This is a genomic window from Microcystis sp. M_OC_Ca_00000000_C217Col (genome assembly GCF_007095585.1).
Taxonomy (GTDB): domain Bacteria; phylum Cyanobacteriota; class Cyanobacteriia; order Cyanobacteriales; family Microcystaceae; genus Microcystis; species Microcystis panniformis.
On sequence record NZ_SFBV01000282.1, the window covers coordinates 1 to 19919 of the forward strand.

The window sequence follows — 19919 nt, forward strand, 5'->3', positions numbered from 1 at the left end:
AAAGGCGATAAAATTTTAGACTTAGTGGCAGATATTTTGGATGGCGATCCGTTTACAGGATTGGGTAAACCCGAACCTCTTAAGTATATTGCTGCCGACACTTGGTCACGACGGATCGATTTAGAGCATCGTTTGGTTTATAAAGTCACGGGAAATAAGGTTTATTTTTTACAAGCTCGCTATCATTATCAATCAGGCTAAACTCAGACAAACCCATCAAGGACTGTTACAGGAGAAAGGGGACAAAGAACGTAGTAGGTTCCCCCTCGTAGCTAGGTCAAGCAATAGCCCAACCCAACACCAATGGCGGACAACAAAACAAAGCACATTTTCTACTCTAATACTGTAGCCTAAGCTACAATTTAATAAATATTTACATTCCTCCTTTCTCCTGTGGGTTCTAGACATCAACCTAAAAGTCGGCACTTAAAGGGGTACGGGGGAAAGGAATCACATCGCGAATATTGGTCATTCCCGTCATGAATTGTACCAGACGCTCGAATCCTAAACCAAAACCGGCGTGGGGAACGGAACCGTAGCGACGCAGATCTAAATACCACCACAAATCATCGGGATTCATTCCCTGTTCCTGCATTCTTTGGATTAATACATCTAATCGTTCTTCCCGTTGGGAACCACCGATAATTTCGCCGATCTTGGGTGCTAAAATATCCATAGCGGAAACGGTTTTATTATTGTCATCTAGACGCATATAAAAAGCTTTGATTGTCTTGGGATAATTGGTGACAATCACGGGTTTTTTGAATAGTTCTTCCGCTAGATAACGTTCGTGTTCTGACTGTAGATCTACGCCCCATTCTACCGGAAACTCGAACTGACGATCGGCTTTTTCTAATAACTCGATCGCTTCGCTGTAGGTAATCCGGCCAAACTCACTATTAACGATATTCTCGGCCGTATTTAACACCGTTTTATCGATACGTTCGTTAAAAAACTGCAAATCTTCGGTGCAATTTTCTAAAACGAATTTAAAGATATATTTCAGAAAAGCTTCCGCTAAATCCTGATCTCCTTCCAAGTCACAAAAAGCCATTTCCGGTTCCACCATCCAAAACTCGGCCAGATGACGGGAAGTATTAGAATTTTCGGCGCGAAAAGTCGGGCCAAAAGTGTAAACATTAGATAGGGCCATGGCCATTACTTCCGCTTGTAATTGTCCACTGACGGTTAAATAGGCCCGTTTACCAAAGAAATCCTCGGCAAAATTGGCGGGTTTTTTTAAATCTAAACTGGTGACAGTAAATAATTCCCCCGCACCTTCGCAGTCGTTAGCGGTAATAATAGGAGTATGTACCCAAATAAAGCCTTTTTCTTGGAAAAAACTGTGAATAGCGGTAGAGCAAGCGTTTCTAACCCGCATTACTGCTCCTAGGGTGTTGGTTCTTGCTCGCAGGTGGGCAATGGTTCTCAGAAATTCAAAGGAATGACGTTTCTTTTGTAGGGGATAATCCGCAGGACAGTCACCATAAAGGGTGATTTCGGCCGCTTTTAACTCGATATTTTGCCCTTTACCCGGGGAAGGAACCAAATTTCCCGAAACAGCGATCGCCGCTCCTGTACTAATTGTCTTTAGTACATTTTCATAATCGGGTAAAGTCGGTTCGAGGATAACTTGTAAGTTGGCTAGGGATGAGCCATCATTAACTTCCAGGAAAGTAAATTCTTTTAATTCTCGTTTTGTTCTCACCCAACCCTGCACGGTGACGGATTGATCCGGTTGTCCTGTCTGAAAGATTTCCTTGATTCTGGTAGTCATTGCTTATCCCTATGTTAAGTGGGTGAGTGGAATTAAATATAAGATGAACGTAGGTTGGGTTGAAGCATGAAACCCAACGCCAGATTATGTTACGCTACCGCTAACCCATCCTACAAATAATTGTGTCTCCCTACTTAGAACCAAAGAGTAAGTGGGTGGGTGGAATTAAATATAAGATGAACGTAAGTTGGGTTGAAGCATGAAACCCAACGGCCGCATGGGTTACGCTACCGCTAACCCATCCTACAAATAATTGTGCCTCCCTACTTATTTTAGAATAGAAGGTTCAGATCAGGCTAAAATCAATCTCGAACAGGTGTCATGCTTCTGGTGGAAAAATTATTAAGTAAGCCCAAAAGCCGTAAATTAGCGATTTTTTTGGCTTTTATCGGTAGCATTCTCGCTTTACCCTTTCCTATCGCCGGTATTCATAAATTCTATCTTGGCCAACCTCTCTGGGGAATTATTTATCTTCTCCTTTGGCAAACTCCGATTCCCCGGGTGGCTTGCGCGATCGATGCAGTGTGGTATTTAATCCAAGATAACCAATTTTTGGCTAACTATTTTCCCACTGCCACCGCTGCTGCCACTGTCCCCAGTTTAGAGCCTAAACAAGTAGAGGCGATCGGGGCAGCTTTAAGGGAATTAGAGCGCCTCCGGCAAGAAGGATTGATTTCTGAGTACGAATTTGAAGAAAAACGGCGACAATTACTACAATGACACCGCAAAACTGGTTAGGGCGCACTTTTAACCCTTTAAAAGCCAAAATTAGCAATGATCCCTATTATCGCTTTCGTTCCCTCGATGAGATCGCTATGGCGGCACAATTGGGCATTAAAATTAATGTCAGTCAAGCGGGTGTGGATGATTGGCTGCGATTGCCGGGGATATCCATCCATCAAGCGCGGATGTTGGTGGAATTGTTGGGTATGGGGGTAGAATTGCTTTGTCTCGAAGATCTAGCGGCTGCTTTGAGTGTTCCTGTGGCTAGATTGAAAGCTTGGGAACCGATTCTAGAATTTGCCTATTATAGTCCCGAAAGTCACCTCGCACCCCCTAAAATCAATCCTAACACCGCTTCGATCGAGCAGTTAACCACCTTACCCCTAATCAGCGATAATTTGGCAGCTGCCATTATTAAAAATAGAGAAGAACAGGGATTATTTAAGAATATTGTGGATTTTAAAGGGCGTTTATCCCTAGACGCTCAGGAAATCTCCCAATTAATGCACTTTTTTCAGTTTTAACCCCAAATTTTAACGAAGGCAGCAGGAAGGTTTTAGGTGTTGGGGGTTGGGGTTTTGGGGTTTTGGGGTTTTGGGGTTTTGGGGTTTTAGTTCAATTTCCCCACTTCCCCACTTCCCCACTTCCCCACTTCCCCATTTCCCCACTTCCCCATTTCCCCACTTCCCAGCAAATCTAAATGTCTTCAGATTCCTCCGCATCACTAGGGGGAACTAGGGCCACCGCAGCAATCGCATCGTCCTCATCGAGTTTTTGTACCCGGATACCTCCGGCCGATCGCGATTGGGGAGTAATAGCATCGACGGATTGACGGATGATAATACCCCTTTCGGTGATAATCATAAATTCCTCGTTGGGGTTAACAACGTGCAGAGCCGCTAATTTATCGTTCTTTTTGCGGAATTTAATCACTCTAACTCCTAATCCCGCCCGATTTTGCAGCCGGAGGAGGGTAACGGGAACCCGTTTTCCTAGTCCTGCCATGGTAATTGCTAACACCCAGGGGCCGTTATTAGCCACTTCGGGGTTAATTTCTTCGCTTTCGTCCTCGGTTTCTTCTTCGTTAGATTCAGCGATTTGGGCGACAATTTGACTAGGCAGGATGTCCATACTGATTAATTCGTCACCTGAGCGCAATTTCATCGATTTTACGCCTTTAGTTGCCCTTCCCAAGGAGCGCAATTGTTGACTATCGGCCTTAAAATGAATTGCCATCCCATGACGAGAACCGATAATGACGCTATCTTCCTCTTTAGCCAAGCGAACCCAACGCAGTTGATCACCGTCTTCGAGAGAAATGGCGATTAAACCGTTCGATCGAATATTACTAAAGGCAGCGAGGGCGGTTTTCTTGATAAATCCCTTTTGTGTGAGCATAATCAGGTAATTATCCTCGCTGAACTCGCTGACTGCCACCACCGAGGTGATTTTCTCCCCTTTGGGAATCTCTAACAGTTGCACGATCGGAACTCCGCGAGCGGTACGGGAACCGGTGGGGATATGATAGGCGTTGAGACTATAGACAACCCCGCGATCGGTGAAAAAGAGGACGCTATCATGATCGCGGCAGGTGATAAAGTGATCGATGCCGTCGTCTTCTTTCATTTTCGCGCCAGCTTTGCCCCTTGTCGCCCGATTTTGGGACTCAAAGGTATTAACGGGCATTCTTTTGATGTAACCCTGTTCAGTGACGAGAATTAAGGCCTGTTCGTTGGCAATCAAGTCAGTTTCGGCGATTTCTCCTTCCCGTTGTTCAATATGACTGCGACGGGGGGTAGCGTGAATCGTTTTGATCTGTTGCAGTTCTTCCTCGATAATGCTGTCGATCCGTTCTTTTCTGGCTAAAATATCCTGAAGATCGCCGATTTTTGTCAGTAATTCCCCGTGTTCTTGCTGAATTTTCTCCGATTCTAGGGCAGTTAACCGTCGCAGCTGCATTTGTAGGATTGCGTCCGCTTGCACCTCCGAAAGACCAAAATTCTGCACTAATCCCTCTTTTGCACTAGCTGTGTCGGCAGCACTGCGAATTAGGGCAATGACTGCATCGAGACTAGCGAGGGCAATTAGTAAACCCTGAAGGAGATGATCCCTTTCCTCGGCCTTGCGGAGTTCATAACGGGTACGACGGGTGATAACTTCTAGGCGAAAATCGAGGAAAACCCGAAGAAACTCCCTTAAAGTCAGTAATCTCGGTTCGTTATCGACTAATGCCAACATATTCGCCCCAAAATTCGACTGGAGGGGCGTTTGTTTATAAAGATTGTTGAGGACGACGCGGGGATAGGCATCTCGTTTCAGTTCGATCACTACCCGGATGCCGTCGCGATCGCTTTCGTCCCGCACATCGGAAATACCGTCTATTTTGCGATCATTGACCAAATCGGCGATTTTTTCGATTAATGCCGCTTTATTGGTTTGATAGGGCAGTTCGGTGATGATAATAGCATCTCGATCGGGTCTTCCCCTTTGTTCGATAGTTTCAATGGTGGCGACTCCCCGCAGGGTAATGGAACCGCGGCCGGTGGTGTAAGCTTCCTGAATGCCGTCTCTACCAAGGATATGCCCCCCGGTGGGAAAGTCTGGCCCCGGGATATAACGCTGTAATTCCGTATCGGTGAGATCGGGGTTATGGATGAGGGCAACGGTTCCATCGATAATCTCGGCCAGGTTGTGGGGGGGGATATTGGTGGCCATACCGACGGCGATGCCCGATGAGCCATTAATTAGCAGTTGCGGGACTCTAGAGGGCAAAACCACGGGTTCCTGTTGGGAACCATCGAAGTTATCGGCGAAATCGACGGTTTCTGACTCGATATCCTGTAGTAGGGCGTTGGTGGCCAGGGTGTGCAGACGACACTCGGTATAACGCATGGCTGCCGGGGGATCGTTATCGATCGATCCGAAGTTACCATGACCGTTAATCAGGGGATCGCGCATGGAGAAATCCTGGGCCATGCGGACGAGGGCATCGTAAACGGCAGTATCTCCGTGGGGGTGGTATTTTCCTAATACTTCCCCGACGACTCTAGCGCATTTGCGGAAGGGGCGATCGGGAGTTAATCCTAGTTCGTACATCGCATAAAGAATGCGCCGGTGTACGGGTTTCAGTCCGTCCCTAGCGTCGGGCAAGGCGCGCCCGACGATGACGCTCATGGCGTATTCTAGGTAGGAACGGGACATTTCATTGCTTAAGTCTGTGGGGACGACATGATCCTGGGCGGCGGTCATAGGGGGGTTAACTCCAATAACAAGGCAAAAAAAGCGTTTTTGTGAGTAAATTCGCTAAAAATCGGGTTTTTACCCTTTTGATGTGCAGAATATGCCCATTTGTAGGACTATTTTACCATAAAATCCCTCTTTTTTGGGGTTTGAGGCGGCGCTCGCAGGTTTCTTGGCTGGGATGGGGGGGTTAATGGTTTGCTATCCTCTTGACAGAGATTGCAGAAAGTCGAGAAGATCTTTAAAAGAAGGACAACGAGTGGCACAAAGTTCTAAATTTAGCTTTTCGGCCAGTTCAACATTCATGTTGGTACTATAACGGGGTTTTCTATTTTCACCGATTGACAATTGGATCAATTTTTCTTTCGGTTTGATAATTAGGTGAGGGTTTGGGTGATCTTTTCCCTTGCCTCGTCCCACATATTTAACCACCTCTGGATCAGACCAAAACCAAGCCTCTAATTCTTCTATTGGGATGCAGATATATTTCCTGATACCATTAATATTAGAACAGCTTAATTCTAAGTGATCTCGCAATTGTTTTTCATCGTTAAGAGAGTTATTCTTGGGATTACGATCTAAATCATGAACAATGATAAAAGCATCACATCCTTCCCTTGTCATCACTTTAAGTTTTGCTGACAGTTTTCTCTTTAATGTACTAGAGGATTTAGATGCCCAAGATTTTGTCCTAGTATTTGTCCCCAGCACGCGATGGATAATTTGACGAAACACATCGCAGTCCGTCTCATCTTCGGCAATTATGGCGATCAAGTTACTACTCATCGAGAATACCACTGTAAATCCAGTCTCCTAAATCTCCTTCTTCACAGAGGTACTCGACAACTTTTTCAATCTCTCCTTCTTCTAGTTTCCTAACACTTGTCCGTCCCTGGTTACGATAAACTAAGCTAATATTTTCTGGCTTTGTCCAAGCTACTACTTGTGGTGAATGAGTTGATATAATTAAATTTTCATCCCAAGTATAGGATTTAATTTCATTTAATAATTTTGCTAACATTGCGGGATGTATTTGTGTTTCTGGCTCCTCAATTATGGTTGTTGCATTAGGAGAGTGAGCAATTATTTCGATAAGAATTGATAAAACTCGCAAGGTGCCATCGGAGAGTAATCCAATATTGACTCCATCTAATAATACTGAAGCGATGTACTCTTCGTCTTTACCTTGGTCTGTCTGTCCAGAATGCTCACTCAAAACAAACTTCTGCACAGTGATTTTCTTGGCAAGTCCTATTCGTTGACAAACATTTTCTAGTTCATCAAAATAATCCGTACCTACCCAAGAAAATATTCTCCGAGCTAGAGTATCTGCTAGATCAAATCGACTGGTAGAAACCTTCTTACTTGCCACCTTTAGTAAGGAAGGCTGTCGCCTTGATGTGCGACGGATAGGAGCTTTGCCAAGAAGACGAATCCCTTTTAAAATAGCATAAACCCACTTCATTTCTGGAGGTAAATTTAGCGATGAATTTCCAGGTACATTTGACTGTCGCAGCGAGGTAGTATTGCCAAGAATAGCAAATATTGGCTCACCATTATTATTAAAGCTTGTTAGTCCAAATTCGGTTTTCCAGAGAAGTTCTTGATCTCCATCAATATAATGACAAGAATCATTCCAAGAAAAGGAATTTTCCAAGGAATTATCGTTAGTGGTATCGTCTATGTCTGTATCTAGATCGTCCATAGAAAAGGGGATGATTAGCTCATACCTGTATCCTAAGCGCCGGTTAGTCGGTGTTAGAATTTCAACCTGCAAAATTGAGGGAATGCTATCACTGTCAATCATCCGAGATACGATCGATCTACCCATAGCACAGGATGAGATGGCTTCAAATCCTTCTAGGATAGCGGATTTCCCCGCACCGTTTCTCCCCACTAATACCCCAACTTGGTTAACTAGGGATAGGGAAACTGGACCACCTAGCACACCCCAACCATCGAGGGTAAAAGATAATAGTCTAGGCTGGTTCATATTAAAACAATTCTAGTTTTTGGGATCATACAGAGCTTTATTAGTTAATTATATCCCAATCTATCTGATCTTCCCTCAGTTTTCTAGGCTGGTGGCTGGCGATCACCAGTGAAGACCACTTTTAGCAGTTTTTCCCCCGATAATTTAGGATAAAATAAAAATGCGATCGAGAGTTAATATCATGGACCTATCGGCAGCTCAAGAATCGATGATGATTGAGATTAATGATCCCTTAACTCCAGCGAAGACTATTAACCTGATTTTCCCAGCGCAAAAATTCCCCGAAAATGCTTACTCCTCTCCTCTGGCAAAGTGCCAATCCCAACCCCGATAATCTGGAGAATTTCCAAATTATTAGCCAATGGTGGCAAGATTTAAATCTTAAGGAAGTCTTCTGGCAACAGCGTTTAATTCCCGATACTGGCTCTCTGGAAGATATTAATTGGGAGCAGCAAGGTTTTGATGAAAAATTTAGCATCCAAATGCCCCAAATTCGCGGGATTACCCTCTATTGGCATAAATCTACTTTTGCTGACGAAAGAAGCATGACACCTAAACAATTAATTTTAGATCGGGAACGGGAGCAATTATATATTTATCCCCAATCCCAACCTAGTTTAGTTATTCGGGTGACGAAACCCCATCTAGTTTATCAAAAATTCGAGATGAAAAATCCTCTCCTAGTTGGCAAAAAATCGGAAAGTGAATATATTTTACTGTTCAGGGATAAAGAACAGCAAATAGAATTTAAAATTAATCTCAGTCCTGAAAATTATCGGCAATTTCTAGAAAACATGACTGAGGATCAATAAATAATGTGGCAGGGAAACCTAGAACTAATTTACAAGCAAAAAAATCTCGCAACCGAGATTAATCACGTCTATGCTACCGCCCCTTTAAAAGTACAAAGACCCTTTTATCCTGAAGGAAAAAATCTTTGTCATACGGTGATTTTACATACGGCGGGGGGAATAGTTGGCGGTGATATTCTTCAACAAAAAATTCATCTCCAAGCCGCTACTAATGCCCTGATTACCACTGCTTCTGCTGGAAAAGTTTACCATAGTAACGGTCAGATGGCCCAGCAATTAATCGAGATTAAAATCGATGACAATGCCAGTTTAGAATGGCTACCCCAAGAAACAATTATCTTTAATGGTGCGGTATTTCGCCAACATTTACGAGTGGATTTAGGGGAAAATAGCAGTTGGTTGGGATGGGAAATTACCCGTTTTGGTCGCAGTGCGCGAGGCGAGAAATTTTTAGCGGGAGAATGGCATTCTAATTGGGAAATTTGGCGATCGGGACAACCTTTATGGCTCGATCGCTCCTTCCTGTTGGGTGGTAAAATGATCGAGGGATTTTCTGGTTTAAATAATAGTGCCATGATCGGTACTTTAGTTTATATCGGTCAACCAGTGGGAAGAGATTTAATCGAGAAAGTGAGAGATTTTTCCCTAGAAGGAGAGATGGGAGTTACTAGCACTTTAGGAGATGGTCTTTTATGTCGTTATCGGGGTAATTCTAGCGGTGAAGTGCGACAATGGTTTCAGCAGGTTTGGCAAATTTTAAGGCGAGAAATGAGCGATCGAGAGGCAATTATTCCGCGAGTTTGGTTATCTTGGTAAAAGCGGTCAATTTTAATTTTATCAAGTCACTTGAATGCCTGTATCGGTGATTGGAGCTATCCAAAATTGTAGATCGGGAGCGACAAGAATTTCCCGGGCCTCTTTAACGATAGTTTCCGCCACTTCCTGAGATGAACAGAGAGTAAAAACCGTCGGGCCAGAGCCTGACATCATCGTTCCCAAACCGCCTAAATCCCCTAGAACCTGTCTTAACTCGGCTACGAGGGGAAATTCGGGTAAAACCACCTTTTCGAGGTCATTATGGATAAATTTGCCTATAGCGGCTGGTTTTTTCTGGGTGATCGCTTGTACCAAAGCCCCGGAACTCACCTGCTGACGACGGTGATGGAACTCCTCTGGAGAAGACAGATAGGTATCCTGAAATTTTTGCCGATAGCTTTGGTAGGCCCAGGGTGTAGAAACGGATAAATGATCGTATTTGGCTAAAATCACCCATAATCCAGTCAGAGGAGCGATAGGATCGAGAATTTCTCCCCTTCCCGTACAGATAACCGTTCCTCCTGTCACACAAAAGGAAGTATCCGATCCCAATCTTGCCGCTAAAGTTTCTAATTCCGGATGGGTTAAGCCTAATTCCCAGATTAAATCGATGCCGACTAACACCGCCGCCGCGTTGGTGGACCCCCCCGCTAAACCGGCAGCCACGGGAATATGTTTCTCGATGGTGATATCGATGCCGCCGTAATTGGCAAAGAGGCGGGGGAATTCCTTCGCCATCAAAGTGGCGGCGCGATGGGCGAGATTACTGCTATCTTGGGGGACGAGGGGATGAGAGCAAAAGAGACGGAATTCCTGCAATCCGTTCGGCCGGAGAGTGATGCGATCGCATAATGCCACCGTCTGCATCACCATGACTAACTCGTGGAAACCATCAGGGCGATCGCCAACGATTTCTAGATATAAATTAATTTTAGCGGGGGCTAGAAGGGTATAACTGTGCATTTGTCAAGAAAAAAAATCTAAAATTTTGGCAATTGACCTAATTTTTCCGCCAAGTCAATCCATTGCGATAAACTGAGATCTTCGGCGCGAGCGAGGGGATTAATCTCTAATTGTGTCAGGATTTGGCTTAATCGATCGCTATCCAGACAATTTTTTAGATTATTGCGTAACATTTTGCGCCGGTTGGCAAAACCCCAGCTAATTAAAGTGGACAAAAAGGCCGCATTACTGACATTTTTCGGGAAAACACGGGGTAAAAGCTGAATTACCGCCGAATCCACCCGGGGAGGTGGGGAAAAGGCTCGCCGGGGGACATCACAAATCCATTGACAATCGGCAAGGTATTGAATGCGGACGCTGAGAGCGCTGTAAGCTTTGGTGGAGGGGACAGCGACTAATCTTTCGGCGACTTCTTTCTGGACCAAGAGGGTAATACTCTGGTAAGGGGGGGTGAAGGGATGGGCGATCGAACCGAGCAGCTTTTCGAGGATCGGACCGGTGATATTATAGGGAATATTAGCCACTACTTTATTAACTGGCGGCAGTTGCTCGGGTTTAAGGGTAAGAAAGTCGCCTGGGATGAGATGAAAGTTATCTTGTTGGCCAAATTTTTTATTTAAAATTGTCCATAGATCTCGATCGATTTCTACAGCGACAACCAATTGAGCGCCATCGAGAAGACGACGGGTTAAAATGCCTGTACCAGGGCCGATTTCTAATACCCGATCCTCTGATTGTAAATTAGCAGCGCCGATGATGCGATCGAGTATCGATTCATCTTTTAACCAATGTTGTCCAAAACGTTTACGCGGTTGAATTTTCATACGTTTATCCTGAATGTCAGGTTGTCCTTGACAATAACACTCCTGAAAATATCGGCCATGCGATCGATAACCGCATCAATTATCATAGAGCCTAGGCAAAGATAGCAAAAAAATTAGAAACAATGTCAGATTTGAACGATGTTTTCGCAATTGCAGCAGGAGCGGTTCCAGGGGCGTTATCTCGTTATCATATTACCGAATGGACAAAAGCGAAATTCGGCTTGCGCTTTCCCTATGGAACCTTTATTATTAATTTAACTGGCTGTCTAGCTATCGGCTTTTTTTGGGCTATTTTACCCAGTTTTTCCTTTTATTCCCACTCACTAGATTTAATGGTTAGAACGGGATTTTTAGGAGCTTATACCACCTTTTCTACCTATAGTTTAGATATCTTGACCCTCTGGCGCAATCAACAAAATTTTCTCAGTCTTATTTTTGCCGTTGCTAGTATCATTTTCGGATTGATTGCCGTGAGAATCGGGGCAGCTATTGCCCAATTTTTTCTAGGTTAAGTAGGTAGGCGTTAAAAACTATCAGATGCCCCCCTTATCAAGGGGGGATTAAGGGGGGATCGAACCTAAAATCCATTTTAAATTTAATTATAACCAGCTACTTAATTCTCCAATTTATTTACTATTGAAGGGCAGGAGAGACAGCATGAATTTTTTCAGGGGTCGTTATGGTTTATTCGTGGCAATTGGGGCTATTTTTGGGGCTTTAAGTCGTTTTTATATTGCGAAATTAATTGACAGTATCTTCGGTAAAGAGTGGGGATTTTTTGGGACATTTTTTGTCAATGTTTCTGGCTGTTTAATTATTGCCTATATCTTTACTATGGTTAAGGAAAATATTCGTATAATTGCCCCAGAATTAGGATTGATGATTGCCACGGGTTTTTGTGGTTCCTATACAACTTTTTCTACCTATAGTTTGGAGGTAAACAAGTTTTTAGAGCAGGGAAACTTGACTTTCGGTTTAATTTATTGGTTGGGCAGTGTTCTTGGGGGGATGATTGCGCTTAAAATTGGAGTTATTTTAGCAAGAACAGGTTTTCCTAGATGAATTATTAAATAGATTTTGCGTCTGATCCCCCCTGTCCCTAGGGTTGATTCATAGTAGGGTTGATTCATGAATTAACCCTACTACCTTGATAAGGGGGGTGTCTGACAACTTTTAACACCTAACTACTTAAGCATTTCAGCACAATTGAGGCCATCTTTTTCCTTTCCTACCCAGTCTTAATAAGTAATGTCTCCATTGGTTTGAAACCAATCGATAGCATCAGCTAAAGCTTGTCTAATCGGCGATTGCGGTAAGCCCAGTTCTTGCCGTGCCTTCGAGGAATCGTAGTACATGGACTGTTTTGACATTTTCACGCCATCAAGGGGTATAGAGGGCGATTTTCCGAAGACAGGAAGAACTTTTTCATCCAGCCAAGCTATTAGTAAAGGAATCCAAAAAGGTAAAACAATTTTCGGAGCATTTATGCTGGTAATTTCGGCTAATTCTGTCAACAAGGTTTTTAAAGAAGTGTTTTGATGACCTAAAATATATCTTTCGCCAGTTCTTCCCTTTTCTAAAGCTAATAAATGTCCCCAGGCCACATCGCGCACATCAATTAGATTTAATCCCGTATTCACATAAGCGGGCATTTTTCGCCGCAAAAAACGGAGAATAATGTCGCCAGTGGGTGTAGGCTTAAGATCAAAGGCTCCTATCGGCGTACTAGGATTAACTATAACGATATCCTGTCCTCTTTGCACTGCTTTCAATGCTTCCTGTTCTGCCCAATACTTTGATTTTTTATAATAACCCACCAATTGATGGGCGGGACTTTGATAAGTTTCATCGACACTTTCACCCTTTTTACCAACTCCAATAGCCGCCACAGAACTGGTATAAACTATTCTGGCAACTCCCGCTAAATGCGCCGATTCTAGCACATTTCTTGTACCTAAAACATTGTTTTGGTAGAGTTGATGTCTATCCTTTTGCCAGAGAGAATAGTGCGCCGCTACATGAAAGAGAACTTCGCATCCGACCATTAATTTAAATAAGTTCTCATCATTTAAATTACCCCGGACAATTTCCACGTCTAAACCCCGCAAATTTCTGAGATTACTCTGGGGACGGACGAGGACGCGCACTTGGTAGCCTTCGACTAAAAGCAATCGCACTAAATTCGCCCCGATAAAACCCGTTCCACCCGTCACAAAAGCACGCATTGCTCAAACTTTCCCCTGTTTTCGCTTCCTATCGGTAATTGAAACTTAATCACCTTAACTTCATCATTACTATACCTTAATCTTAGTCAAGATTTAAGCTTTTCTTGATAAAATTTGAGTACAGATTATTTTAGACTAAGAGCAGTCGATTTTTAGTCAAAACACTCCTATGGATCCATCTCCAGAGTCAACTTTTGTTTGTCCGATTATCATCGAAGATGACAGAACGGGATTAGACACAGAAACTATCCGACGGGCTTTAAGGGATAATTTACTCTATATTCAAGGTAAATTACCGGAATTAGCCAGCAAAAACGATCTTTACATGGCCTTAGCTTATACCATCCGTGATCGTTTATTGCAGCGTTGGTTGACCACCCAACAAACCTATCTAAAAAAAGATGTCAGAACCGTTTGTTATCTCTCGGCCGAATTTTTAGTCGGTCCCCATTTGGCCAATAATTTAATCAATCTCGGTATCTACGAACAGGTGGAGAAAGCTGTCAGCGAATCGGGATTAAAACTAGAAGAATTAATTGCCCAGGAAGAAGAACCGGGGTTAGGAAATGGTGGTTTAGGTCGTTTAGCTGCCTGTTATCTTGATTCCCTTTCTACCCTAGAAATTCCGGCTATTGGTTACGGTATTCGCTACGAATTTGGTATCTTTGATCAAGAAATTCACGACGGTTGGCAGGTAGAAATAACCGATAAGTGGTTACAGTATGGAAATCCCTGGGAAATTGCCCGACCAGAAGCGGGAGTAGAGGTAAAATTTGGCGGTTATACCGAATCCTATACCGACGAAAATGGTAATTATCGCAGTCGTTGGATTCCCGATTATGTAGTCAAAGGAATTCCCTACGATACCCCAATTCTCGGCTATCGAGTTAACACCGCTAATACTATGCGTCTATGGAAATCAGAAGCTTGTGAATCTTTTGATTTTGGTCGCTTTAATCGCGGCGATTATTATGGTGCGGTGGATAATAAAGTTCACTCGGAAAATATCAGTAAAGTTCTCTATCCTAACGATGAACCAATTCAAGGCAAAGAACTACGTTTAGAACAGCAATATTTCTTTGTTTCCTGTTCCCTACAGGATATGATTCGTATTCACTTACATGAGAACCCCAGTCTCGATAATTTTAATCAAAAATGGTCGGTACAATTGAATGATACTCACCCTTCCGTCGGGGTAGCCGAGTTAATGCGCTTGTTAATTGATGTGCATCATTTCGATTGGGATAAAGCTTGGTTTATTACTCAAAATACCTTCGCTTACACCAATCATACTCTTTTGCCAGAAGCTTTAGAAAAATGGTCTTTGAGTATTTTTGGTCGTCTTTTACCGCGATTAATGGAAATTATCTACGAAATTAACCATCGTTTCTTGGATAAAATTCGCATTATTTATCCCCATGATGATGGCAAAATGTCCCGTTTATCTATAATCGATGAAAGCGGCGAAAAATACGTCCGTATGGCTCACCTTGCCTGTGTGGGTTCCCAGGCAATTAATGGGGTGGCAGCCCTCCATACAGAATTACTGAAAAAAGATGTTCTGCGCGATTTCTATGAACTCTTTCCCGAAAAGTTTAGCAACAAAACTAATGGAGTTACTCCCCGGCGCTGGATAGTTTCTAGTAATCCCCGCTTGACTTTTGCGATTACAGAAAAAATCGGCGAAAATTGGATTAAGCATCTGGAGGATTTACGCGGTTTAGAAAACTATGTGGATGATGGAGGATTTCGGGACTCTTGGCGACGAATTAAATACGATATTAAGGCAGATTTAGCCAATTATATCGATAAAAAAGTCGGCATTAAAGTTGATCCTAGTACCCTCTTTGATGTGCAGGTAAAACGCATTCACGAATATAAACGGCAACATCTCAACGTTTTACATATCGTCACCCTCTATCATCGCCTCAAAAATAATCCCAATCTCGATATTACCCCCCGTACCTTTATTTTTGGTGGTAAGGCAGCCCCGGGTTATTTTATGGCGAAATTAATCATTAAATTGATTAATTCTGTGGCAGAAGTGATCGATAATGATCCGACGATTGGAGGACGTTTAAAAGTGGTTTTCCTACCCGATTATAATGTCACCTTCGGTCAACGGGTTTATCCAGCTGCCGACTTGTCTGAACAAATTTCCACAGCTGGGAAAGAAGCTTCGGGAACTGGTAATATGAAATTTTCCATGAATGGTGCCTTAACTATCGGCACTCTTGATGGGGCAAATATCGAAATTCGTGAAGAGGTGGGAGCGGAAAATTTCTTTCTTTTTGGCTTGACAACTGAGGAAGTTTATGCTAAGAAAGCCGCTGGTTATAATCCCCAAGAATACTATTACCATAACGAAGAATTGCGGGCGGTATTAGACCTCATTGGTTCGGGATTTTTTAGCCGGGGTGATAGTAGTTTATTCCGTCCGCTTGTGGATAATCTTATCTACGATGATCCCTATATGTTACTGGCCGATTATCAGTCCTATATCGACTGTCAGGAAGGAGTCGGTCACGCTTATAAAGATCAAGAACATTGGAGTCGTTTAGCAATTCTTAATGTGGCCCGCATGGGTAAATTCTCTAGCGATCGATCGATTCGGCAATACTGCGAGGAAATCTGGCGGGTACAACCAGTAAAGATTGAATTACCCGATTATACTCAAGCTAATGCTGGTTTATCGGTAAATTAGAACAAATCTAGGCAGTAGGATTCTGTTAATTTATCCTACTGCCTACAGGATAGCCAAGCATGGGCGACTTTAACCTAAATTTCTACGGGATTGACGGGGCTCGAACCCGCAACTTCCGCCGTGACAGGGCGGTGCTCTAACCAATTGAACTACAATCCCATTTTTGCGACAATTCTGATTGTAACTTCATCATCAGGGTTATGTCAAGCACCTCTGGGAAAATTTTTTTGAGAGAGAGGGGAGAGGGGAGAGGGGGGAAACAATTGATAAGTAGGTAGGCGTTAAAAATTATCAGATGCCCCCCTTATTAAGGGGGGACTAAGGGGGGATCGGCACCCCCCTTATCAAGGGGGGCAGGGGGGATCAGAGGCAAAATCTATCTTCGATTTAATTATAACTACTTACTTAAGAGGGTTTTTAAAGTTGGATTGGTATCAATCCTGAATTAAAGCCAAAAAATCCCATGGTAGAGAGGGATACTCTTTACCATGGGATTGTAATTAAGCTTGTTGGGAGCCTGAGCTATGACTAACCTGAATTCGATCGAACAGCTATCGCAAGAATTACTCGATCTAGACCAAGTAGATGCCGATACCGGGGCAGATTTGCGGCAAAAAGCCCAAGAAATCCTCGCAGAAACCAGTATTGACCTGCCGATTCGAGAAGCGATCGCCGATAGTCTCAGTCAAGGCAATCAACTACTTACCCTCAAAACCGTCGGCAAGGAAGAAAGTTACTAGCACATTTGGGGTCAAAAGTCAAGATGAAAGAAAAAATTTTTTTTGTCTGGCTGGGGCGATTTTTGGCCTCTTTTGGGCTGTTATCGGGGATAAGTGGCTGTAATTCCCCTCTTTTGATCACTCCTCAAGTTCCCGCCAGTGGTTTAAATAGTTTTGCTCCCGATCAATTCCCCAGTTATAGTGCTGATGGTCGCTATTTAGCCTTCGCTTCCGATCGCTCCGGTCGTCGTAGTATATATTTATTCGATCTGCAAGAAAAGCGCCTAGTTAATCTTCCTAACCTAAATCGTGGCGATTCTAGCCAAGATCAGCCATCTTTAAATGCTGACGGTCGTTTAATTGCCTATATCTCCAGCGAACGCGGTAAAAGTGATGTCATGGTTTATGATCGTTCCAGATCCCGTGCAACCCTGTTAACCGCTAACCTGCGGGGAAGCGTCCGCAATCCCACCATTAGCGGTGATGGTCGCCAAATTGCCTTTGAAACCAACCAAGACGGTCAATGGAATATTGCGATCATTAACGGCCAATTTTAAACTTGTTCTACTCGGTCTTAATCGTTAAAACCTGCGGAGGAGTAGCATCTGGTGGATATAAAAAATTTACCTGTACTACACGCCAATCCCCCGGAGGAATAGTCAGAGTCACTAAAGATTGCCCCTCTTGTCCGCGTCTTTGGACGAGATGAAAAAATCTGCTTTGTGCCTGTCCTTGATCATCGCTATAATTGACGGCTACTGTTCCCCGAAAAAACACTTGTGGAGCAGCCGGATCGAGAAAACGCAAACCCAGCCCAATAATATTCTCTTTAATCGGTGTTTCTAGCGCAATAGTCACCGTTTTCGCCTCATCACTTCGATTAAATAGAGGTAAACTTAACCTATATTCCACACCGTAATTACCATGAGCTTGATAGGCCGTATCGGGATAGCGAACTAACATACTAGCACTTTGATTTTGTTCCGTTCCCAGTTTGCCTCCGGGTAGGGTGCTAATCCCATAGGCTATAGATTGACCAGAATCAGGAATATTTAACCATAAAGAAGCTCGATCGACCAATCGGGCAGGCCAAGCTGAACCTTGGGACACCCCCGCTACCCGTCCATAAATTATCTGTCCTTGACTATGGGGAGGAGTGGGTGCTCGATCGCGCGGAGTCGATAAATCGCCTTTTTCCAGCAAATTTTGCCATTCTGTCAGATTTGGTGGTCTTTCCTGCCCATTTTCATCTAGGGGTGCATAAAGAGCTAAACTAGCAGCGTAGAGAAGACCGTCACTTTCCAGACGAAGATAAGTGGATCTACCGTTTAAAGGGGGAGTCAAATCGCGCACGGGAATCGCCGCATTTAAGACCATAAAACTCTCCCCAGGGGGAATAATAATCCTATCGGGAAAAATATCCTGACGCTGCCCCATTAAAATATCCCCCATTACCCGACTTCCCGGCCCAGCAAAAACCGTCCCCTGATTATTTTCCACTTGTGCAGGTAAATCGATAAAAGCTGCATCGGGTTGACTCAAATAACTGGCCCCCTGCAAAATTTTAACAGTCACGGGATTAGGACTGGGATTGTGGAGTAATATACCCAGATAAAGGGTGCGTAAATTATCGGGAAAACTCCCCCTCGCTATATGGTGGGCAAAAATATCAAAGCGTCCCTGAAAAGCATAATTTAAATGGGCCGAGGGAAAACTTTTCTCTTGGGAGGGAAAAGTCGAAAGCAAAATCCCTTCTCCTAGCAATAATTCGGGACTATTGCTATTAAAAACAGGAACTTGATCTAGTTGATTCGGTAAAGGACGCACCTGGGCCGGTCGAATTATTTCTACACTAGGGGGAGTTTGGGCAATGGGTAGTAAAAAAGGTAACATCACACAAAAAATTACCATCTCAAGATAATTAATTTTTGATCATAGCATTACTGGCTCGCTCAATTTAGATAAGTCGGTGGGTGGAATTAAATATAAGATGAACGTAGCGACTGTCTTGATGGTCAAGGGGTAATTCAAAAAAACTCAAGCAGTTGCCGTAAAACTCAAAATCTCAAGCCGGAAAAAAGCGCAGGAAAAGCTAAGCCGCTCAGGTTAAACCAAAGCAAGCGCAACCCTTGATTAGAGATAACAAGGAGTGTGAATCTCTAGGGACAAGGTTGTAAATTGTCAGGCAGCTGCCAAGGCTGATTTTGGCGAACCATTGCATTAAGAATGACTAAGATTTACCGTGGGATTTACCAGGGGTTACTTTAGCCGAACACCTGCTCAAATCAGTTCAAGCTTTAGGCGGATCAGAGCAGGGTTTCCAAGCGATTGTTTGCGCCTACTGTGAACTCTAAATCTTCGCAAAAAAGGGGATAAATTGCGAACTTATGCCCTCCACTTCATACATAGGGTCTGCTGAAAAAGTTTTTCGTGGTGGCAGGGTGTGGGGTGTGGGGTGTGGGGTGTAGGGTTTTACCGATTTTGAGGTAGTCAGTTACCTAATTTTCAGGGAAAAAGTACCTAAATTTTACCCCCGATCCCTCCAATGGTCGGCACTTTTTGAGGAAAAAAAAAGTCTAAAAACCTTGTTGGATAAGGCTTTTAGATTTATTCAGCCAGCACTACATAGAGGACATTATCAAAGGATCAAGCATTACCTAAAATGTCGGATGAATGCCCCCGCTAAATTTTTCGACAAGACATCAACCTTTGCGGGGGATGAAATCCGACCAGAAAATAAACCGCAGAGCATCGATTTAATACTACTATCTATGGGTAAACTGTGTTATAATTAAACTATCCAATGGTCGAGGATTGTTAAATGCTAGTCGTAGAAGCCAAGCTAAAAAACGGAACACCAGAGCAATATCAACGGCTTGATGAAGCTATTAAAACTTCTCAGTTTGTGCGTAACTCTTGTGTTCGTTATTGGCGGTCGCATAAGGGTACAACCCGCAATGATCTCCAAAAACTTTGTGCGGTACTAGCTAACAATAAAGAGACCCCTTGGGTTAATAAATTAAACTCTCAAGCTCGTCAATCGGCTGCTGATAGAGCCTGGCAATCAATTAGTCGATTTTACCAGAATTGTCATGCTAAGATACCAGGAAAAAAAGGTTTTCC

The 19919-nt window shown here is 43.5% G+C and carries 19 protein-coding genes, 1 tRNA gene and 2 pseudogenes; 13 read left to right on the forward strand and 9 right to left on the reverse strand.

The genetic code is table 11. The annotated features are described in order from the left end of the window. Window positions 1-201 (forward strand): Txe/YoeB family addiction module toxin (locus EWV66_RS18035; RefSeq protein ID WP_287107894.1); only part of this gene is annotated, 201 nt, incomplete at its 5' end. A gap of 211 nt (window positions 202-412) precedes the next feature. Here the strand turns inward: EWV66_RS18035 and asnS are convergent. Next, window positions 413-1777 (reverse strand): asparagine--tRNA ligase, encoded by a 1365-nt coding sequence (gene asnS, locus EWV66_RS18040; RefSeq protein WP_287108639.1) that lies wholly within the window; start codon window positions 1775-1777, stop codon window positions 413-415. 321 nt (window positions 1778-2098) lie between these two features. Between asnS and EWV66_RS18045 the strand changes: the two genes are divergently transcribed. Further along, window positions 2099-2497: an NINE protein gene (locus EWV66_RS18045; protein ID WP_002788179.1), complete on the forward strand. Its 399-nt coding sequence runs from the start codon at window positions 2099-2101 to the stop codon at window positions 2495-2497. Continuing rightward, window positions 2494-3024, forward strand: a complete 531-nt coding sequence (locus tag EWV66_RS18050) for a ComEA family DNA-binding protein (protein ID WP_046663126.1) — start codon at window positions 2494-2496, stop codon at window positions 3022-3024. The genes EWV66_RS18045 and EWV66_RS18050 overlap by 4 nt, the downstream gene beginning before the upstream one ends. A gap of 172 nt (window positions 3025-3196) precedes the next feature. On the opposite strand, the gene gyrA is transcribed toward EWV66_RS18050, so the two are convergent. The 3 genes from gyrA to EWV66_RS18065 all read right to left on the reverse strand — a co-directional run bounded on the left by gyrA (window position 3197) and on the right by EWV66_RS18065 (window position 7733). Next, window positions 3197-5749, reverse strand: coding sequence for a DNA gyrase subunit A (gene gyrA / locus EWV66_RS18055; RefSeq protein WP_287108635.1), 2553 nt, complete (start codon window positions 5747-5749; stop codon window positions 3197-3199). A 192-nt stretch (window positions 5750-5941) separates the two neighbouring features. After that, window positions 5942-6526 (reverse strand): DUF4276 family protein, encoded by a 585-nt coding sequence (locus EWV66_RS18060; RefSeq protein WP_052275849.1) that lies wholly within the window; start codon window positions 6524-6526, stop codon window positions 5942-5944. Next, window positions 6519-7733, reverse strand: a complete 1215-nt coding sequence (locus tag EWV66_RS18065; RefSeq protein WP_052275848.1) for an AAA family ATPase — start codon at window positions 7731-7733, stop codon at window positions 6519-6521. Before EWV66_RS18065 ends, EWV66_RS18060 begins: the two co-directional genes overlap by 8 nt. Window positions 7734-7914: 181 nt before the next feature. Between EWV66_RS18065 and EWV66_RS18070 the strand changes: the two genes are divergently transcribed. The 3 genes from EWV66_RS18070 to EWV66_RS18080 are packed head-to-tail and all read left to right on the forward strand — an operon-like array spanning window position 7915 to window position 9361. Continuing rightward, window positions 7915-8067: a hypothetical protein gene (locus tag EWV66_RS18070; RefSeq protein WP_162490486.1), complete on the forward strand. Its 153-nt coding sequence runs from the start codon at window positions 7915-7917 to the stop codon at window positions 8065-8067. Next, window positions 8021-8545: a hypothetical protein gene (locus tag EWV66_RS18075; RefSeq protein ID WP_052275847.1), complete on the forward strand. Its 525-nt coding sequence runs from the start codon at window positions 8021-8023 to the stop codon at window positions 8543-8545. The genes EWV66_RS18070 and EWV66_RS18075 overlap by 47 nt, the downstream gene beginning before the upstream one ends. 3 nt (window positions 8546-8548) lie before the next feature. Further along, the gene (locus EWV66_RS18080) at window positions 8549-9361 is read left to right on the forward strand and encodes an urease accessory protein UreD (RefSeq protein WP_052275846.1); all 813 of its coding nucleotides are present in this window, start codon (window positions 8549-8551) and stop codon (window positions 9359-9361) included. Window positions 9362-9382: 21 nt separating this feature from the next. Here the strand turns inward: EWV66_RS18080 and ispE are convergent, their stop codons facing one another. After that, complete coding sequence (gene ispE / locus EWV66_RS18085) at window positions 9383-10324, reverse strand: 4-(cytidine 5'-diphospho)-2-C-methyl-D-erythritol kinase (protein ID WP_052275845.1); 942 nt, start codon at window positions 10322-10324, stop codon at window positions 9383-9385. A 17-nt stretch (window positions 10325-10341) separates the two neighbouring features. Continuing rightward, the gene (gene rsmA, locus EWV66_RS18090; RefSeq protein WP_052275844.1) at window positions 10342-11148 is read right to left on the reverse strand and encodes a 16S rRNA (adenine(1518)-N(6)/adenine(1519)-N(6))-dimethyltransferase RsmA; all 807 of its coding nucleotides are present in this window, start codon (window positions 11146-11148) and stop codon (window positions 10342-10344) included. Window positions 11149-11270: 122 nt separating this feature from the next. Between rsmA and crcB (EWV66_RS18095) the strand changes: the two genes are divergently transcribed. Both crcB (EWV66_RS18095) and crcB (EWV66_RS18100) read left to right on the forward strand, forming a co-directional pair. Beyond that, complete coding sequence (gene crcB, locus EWV66_RS18095) at window positions 11271-11660, forward strand: fluoride efflux transporter CrcB (protein WP_052275843.1); 390 nt, start codon at window positions 11271-11273, stop codon at window positions 11658-11660. Between the two features lie 145 nt (window positions 11661-11805). After that, entirely contained in the window at window positions 11806-12210 is a 405-nt protein-coding gene (gene crcB / locus EWV66_RS18100) for a fluoride efflux transporter CrcB (RefSeq protein WP_052275842.1), read from the forward strand. Between the two features lie 176 nt (window positions 12211-12386). Here the strand turns inward: crcB (EWV66_RS18100) and hpnA are convergent, their stop codons facing one another. Next, window positions 12387-13373 carry a hopanoid-associated sugar epimerase gene (gene hpnA, locus EWV66_RS18105; protein ID WP_002788164.1) on the reverse strand — a complete coding sequence of 329 codons (987 nt, stop codon included), beginning with the start codon at window positions 13371-13373 and terminating at the stop codon, window positions 12387-12389. Between the two features lie 169 nt (window positions 13374-13542). Here hpnA and EWV66_RS18110 point away from each other — a divergent pair, with 169 nt between their 5' ends. After that, the gene (locus EWV66_RS18110) at window positions 13543-16077 is read left to right on the forward strand and encodes a glycogen/starch/alpha-glucan phosphorylase (protein ID WP_072925906.1); all 2535 of its coding nucleotides are present in this window, start codon (window positions 13543-13545) and stop codon (window positions 16075-16077) included. Window positions 16078-16162: 85 nt separating this feature from the next. On the opposite strand, the gene EWV66_RS18115 is transcribed toward EWV66_RS18110, so the two are convergent. Continuing rightward, a tRNA-Asp gene (locus EWV66_RS18115) sits at window positions 16163-16236 on the reverse strand. 365 nt (window positions 16237-16601) lie between these two features. Between EWV66_RS18115 and EWV66_RS18120 the strand changes: the two genes are divergently transcribed. Both EWV66_RS18120 and EWV66_RS18125 read left to right on the forward strand, forming a co-directional pair. After that, window positions 16602-16817, forward strand: a complete 216-nt coding sequence (locus EWV66_RS18120; protein WP_002788162.1) for a hypothetical protein — start codon at window positions 16602-16604, stop codon at window positions 16815-16817. Window positions 16818-16840: 23 nt separating this feature from the next. Then, window positions 16841-17353 (forward strand): TolB family protein, encoded by a 513-nt coding sequence (locus tag EWV66_RS18125; protein WP_287108628.1) that lies wholly within the window; start codon window positions 16841-16843, stop codon window positions 17351-17353. A 7-nt stretch (window positions 17354-17360) separates the two neighbouring features. Here the strand turns inward: EWV66_RS18125 and EWV66_RS18130 are convergent, their stop codons facing one another. Continuing rightward, window positions 17361-18707 (reverse strand): DUF3370 domain-containing protein, encoded by a 1347-nt coding sequence (locus EWV66_RS18130; RefSeq protein WP_287116021.1) that lies wholly within the window; start codon window positions 18705-18707, stop codon window positions 17361-17363. Window positions 18708-19183: 476 nt separating this feature from the next. Here EWV66_RS18130 and EWV66_RS18135 point away from each other — a divergent pair. After that, window positions 19184-19369, forward strand: a pseudogene (locus tag EWV66_RS18135) (hypothetical protein); the annotation flags it as partial. Between the two features lie 248 nt (window positions 19370-19617). Beyond that, window positions 19618-19919 (forward strand): annotated as a pseudogene (locus tag EWV66_RS18140) (RNA-guided endonuclease TnpB family protein); the annotation flags it as partial.

Bases quoted from the DNA above. Each gene is read 5' to 3' on its own strand.
- crcB (WP_052275843.1), top strand. From the start codon at position 11,271: ATGTCAGATTTGAACGATGTTTTCGCAATTGCAGCAGGAGCGGTTCCA.
- hpnA (WP_002788164.1), bottom strand. From the start codon at position 13,373: ATGCGTGCTTTTGTGACGGGTGGAACGGGTTTTATCGGGGCGAATTTA.
- EWV66_RS18110 (WP_072925906.1), top strand. From the start codon at position 13,543: ATGGATCCATCTCCAGAGTCAACTTTTGTTTGTCCGATTATCATCGAA.
- crcB (WP_052275842.1), top strand. From the start codon at position 11,806: ATGAATTTTTTCAGGGGTCGTTATGGTTTATTCGTGGCAATTGGGGCT.
- EWV66_RS18045 (WP_002788179.1), top strand. From the start codon at position 2,099: ATGCTTCTGGTGGAAAAATTATTAAGTAAGCCCAAAAGCCGTAAATTA.
- EWV66_RS18060 (WP_052275849.1), bottom strand. From the start codon at position 6,526: ATGAGTAGTAACTTGATCGCCATAATTGCCGAAGATGAGACGGACTGC.
- EWV66_RS18125 (WP_287108628.1), top strand. From the start codon at position 16,841: ATGAAAGAAAAAATTTTTTTTGTCTGGCTGGGGCGATTTTTGGCCTCT.
- EWV66_RS18130 (WP_287116021.1), bottom strand. From the start codon at position 18,707: ATGGTAATTTTTTGTGTGATGTTACCTTTTTTACTACCCATTGCCCAA.
- EWV66_RS18070 (WP_162490486.1), top strand. From the start codon at position 7,915: ATGGACCTATCGGCAGCTCAAGAATCGATGATGATTGAGATTAATGAT.
- EWV66_RS18065 (WP_052275848.1), bottom strand. From the start codon at position 7,733: ATGAACCAGCCTAGACTATTATCTTTTACCCTCGATGGTTGGGGTGTG.
- EWV66_RS18050 (WP_046663126.1), top strand. From the start codon at position 2,494: ATGACACCGCAAAACTGGTTAGGGCGCACTTTTAACCCTTTAAAAGCC.
- asnS (WP_287108639.1), bottom strand. From the start codon at position 1,777: ATGACTACCAGAATCAAGGAAATCTTTCAGACAGGACAACCGGATCAA.
- EWV66_RS18080 (WP_052275846.1), top strand. From the start codon at position 8,549: ATGTGGCAGGGAAACCTAGAACTAATTTACAAGCAAAAAAATCTCGCA.
- gyrA (WP_287108635.1), bottom strand. From the start codon at position 5,749: ATGACCGCCGCCCAGGATCATGTCGTCCCCACAGACTTAAGCAATGAA.
- EWV66_RS18120 (WP_002788162.1), top strand. From the start codon at position 16,602: ATGACTAACCTGAATTCGATCGAACAGCTATCGCAAGAATTACTCGAT.
- EWV66_RS18075 (WP_052275847.1), top strand. From the start codon at position 8,021: ATGCTTACTCCTCTCCTCTGGCAAAGTGCCAATCCCAACCCCGATAAT.
- ispE (WP_052275845.1), bottom strand. From the start codon at position 10,324: ATGCACAGTTATACCCTTCTAGCCCCCGCTAAAATTAATTTATATCTA.
- rsmA (WP_052275844.1), bottom strand. From the start codon at position 11,148: ATGAAAATTCAACCGCGTAAACGTTTTGGACAACATTGGTTAAAAGAT.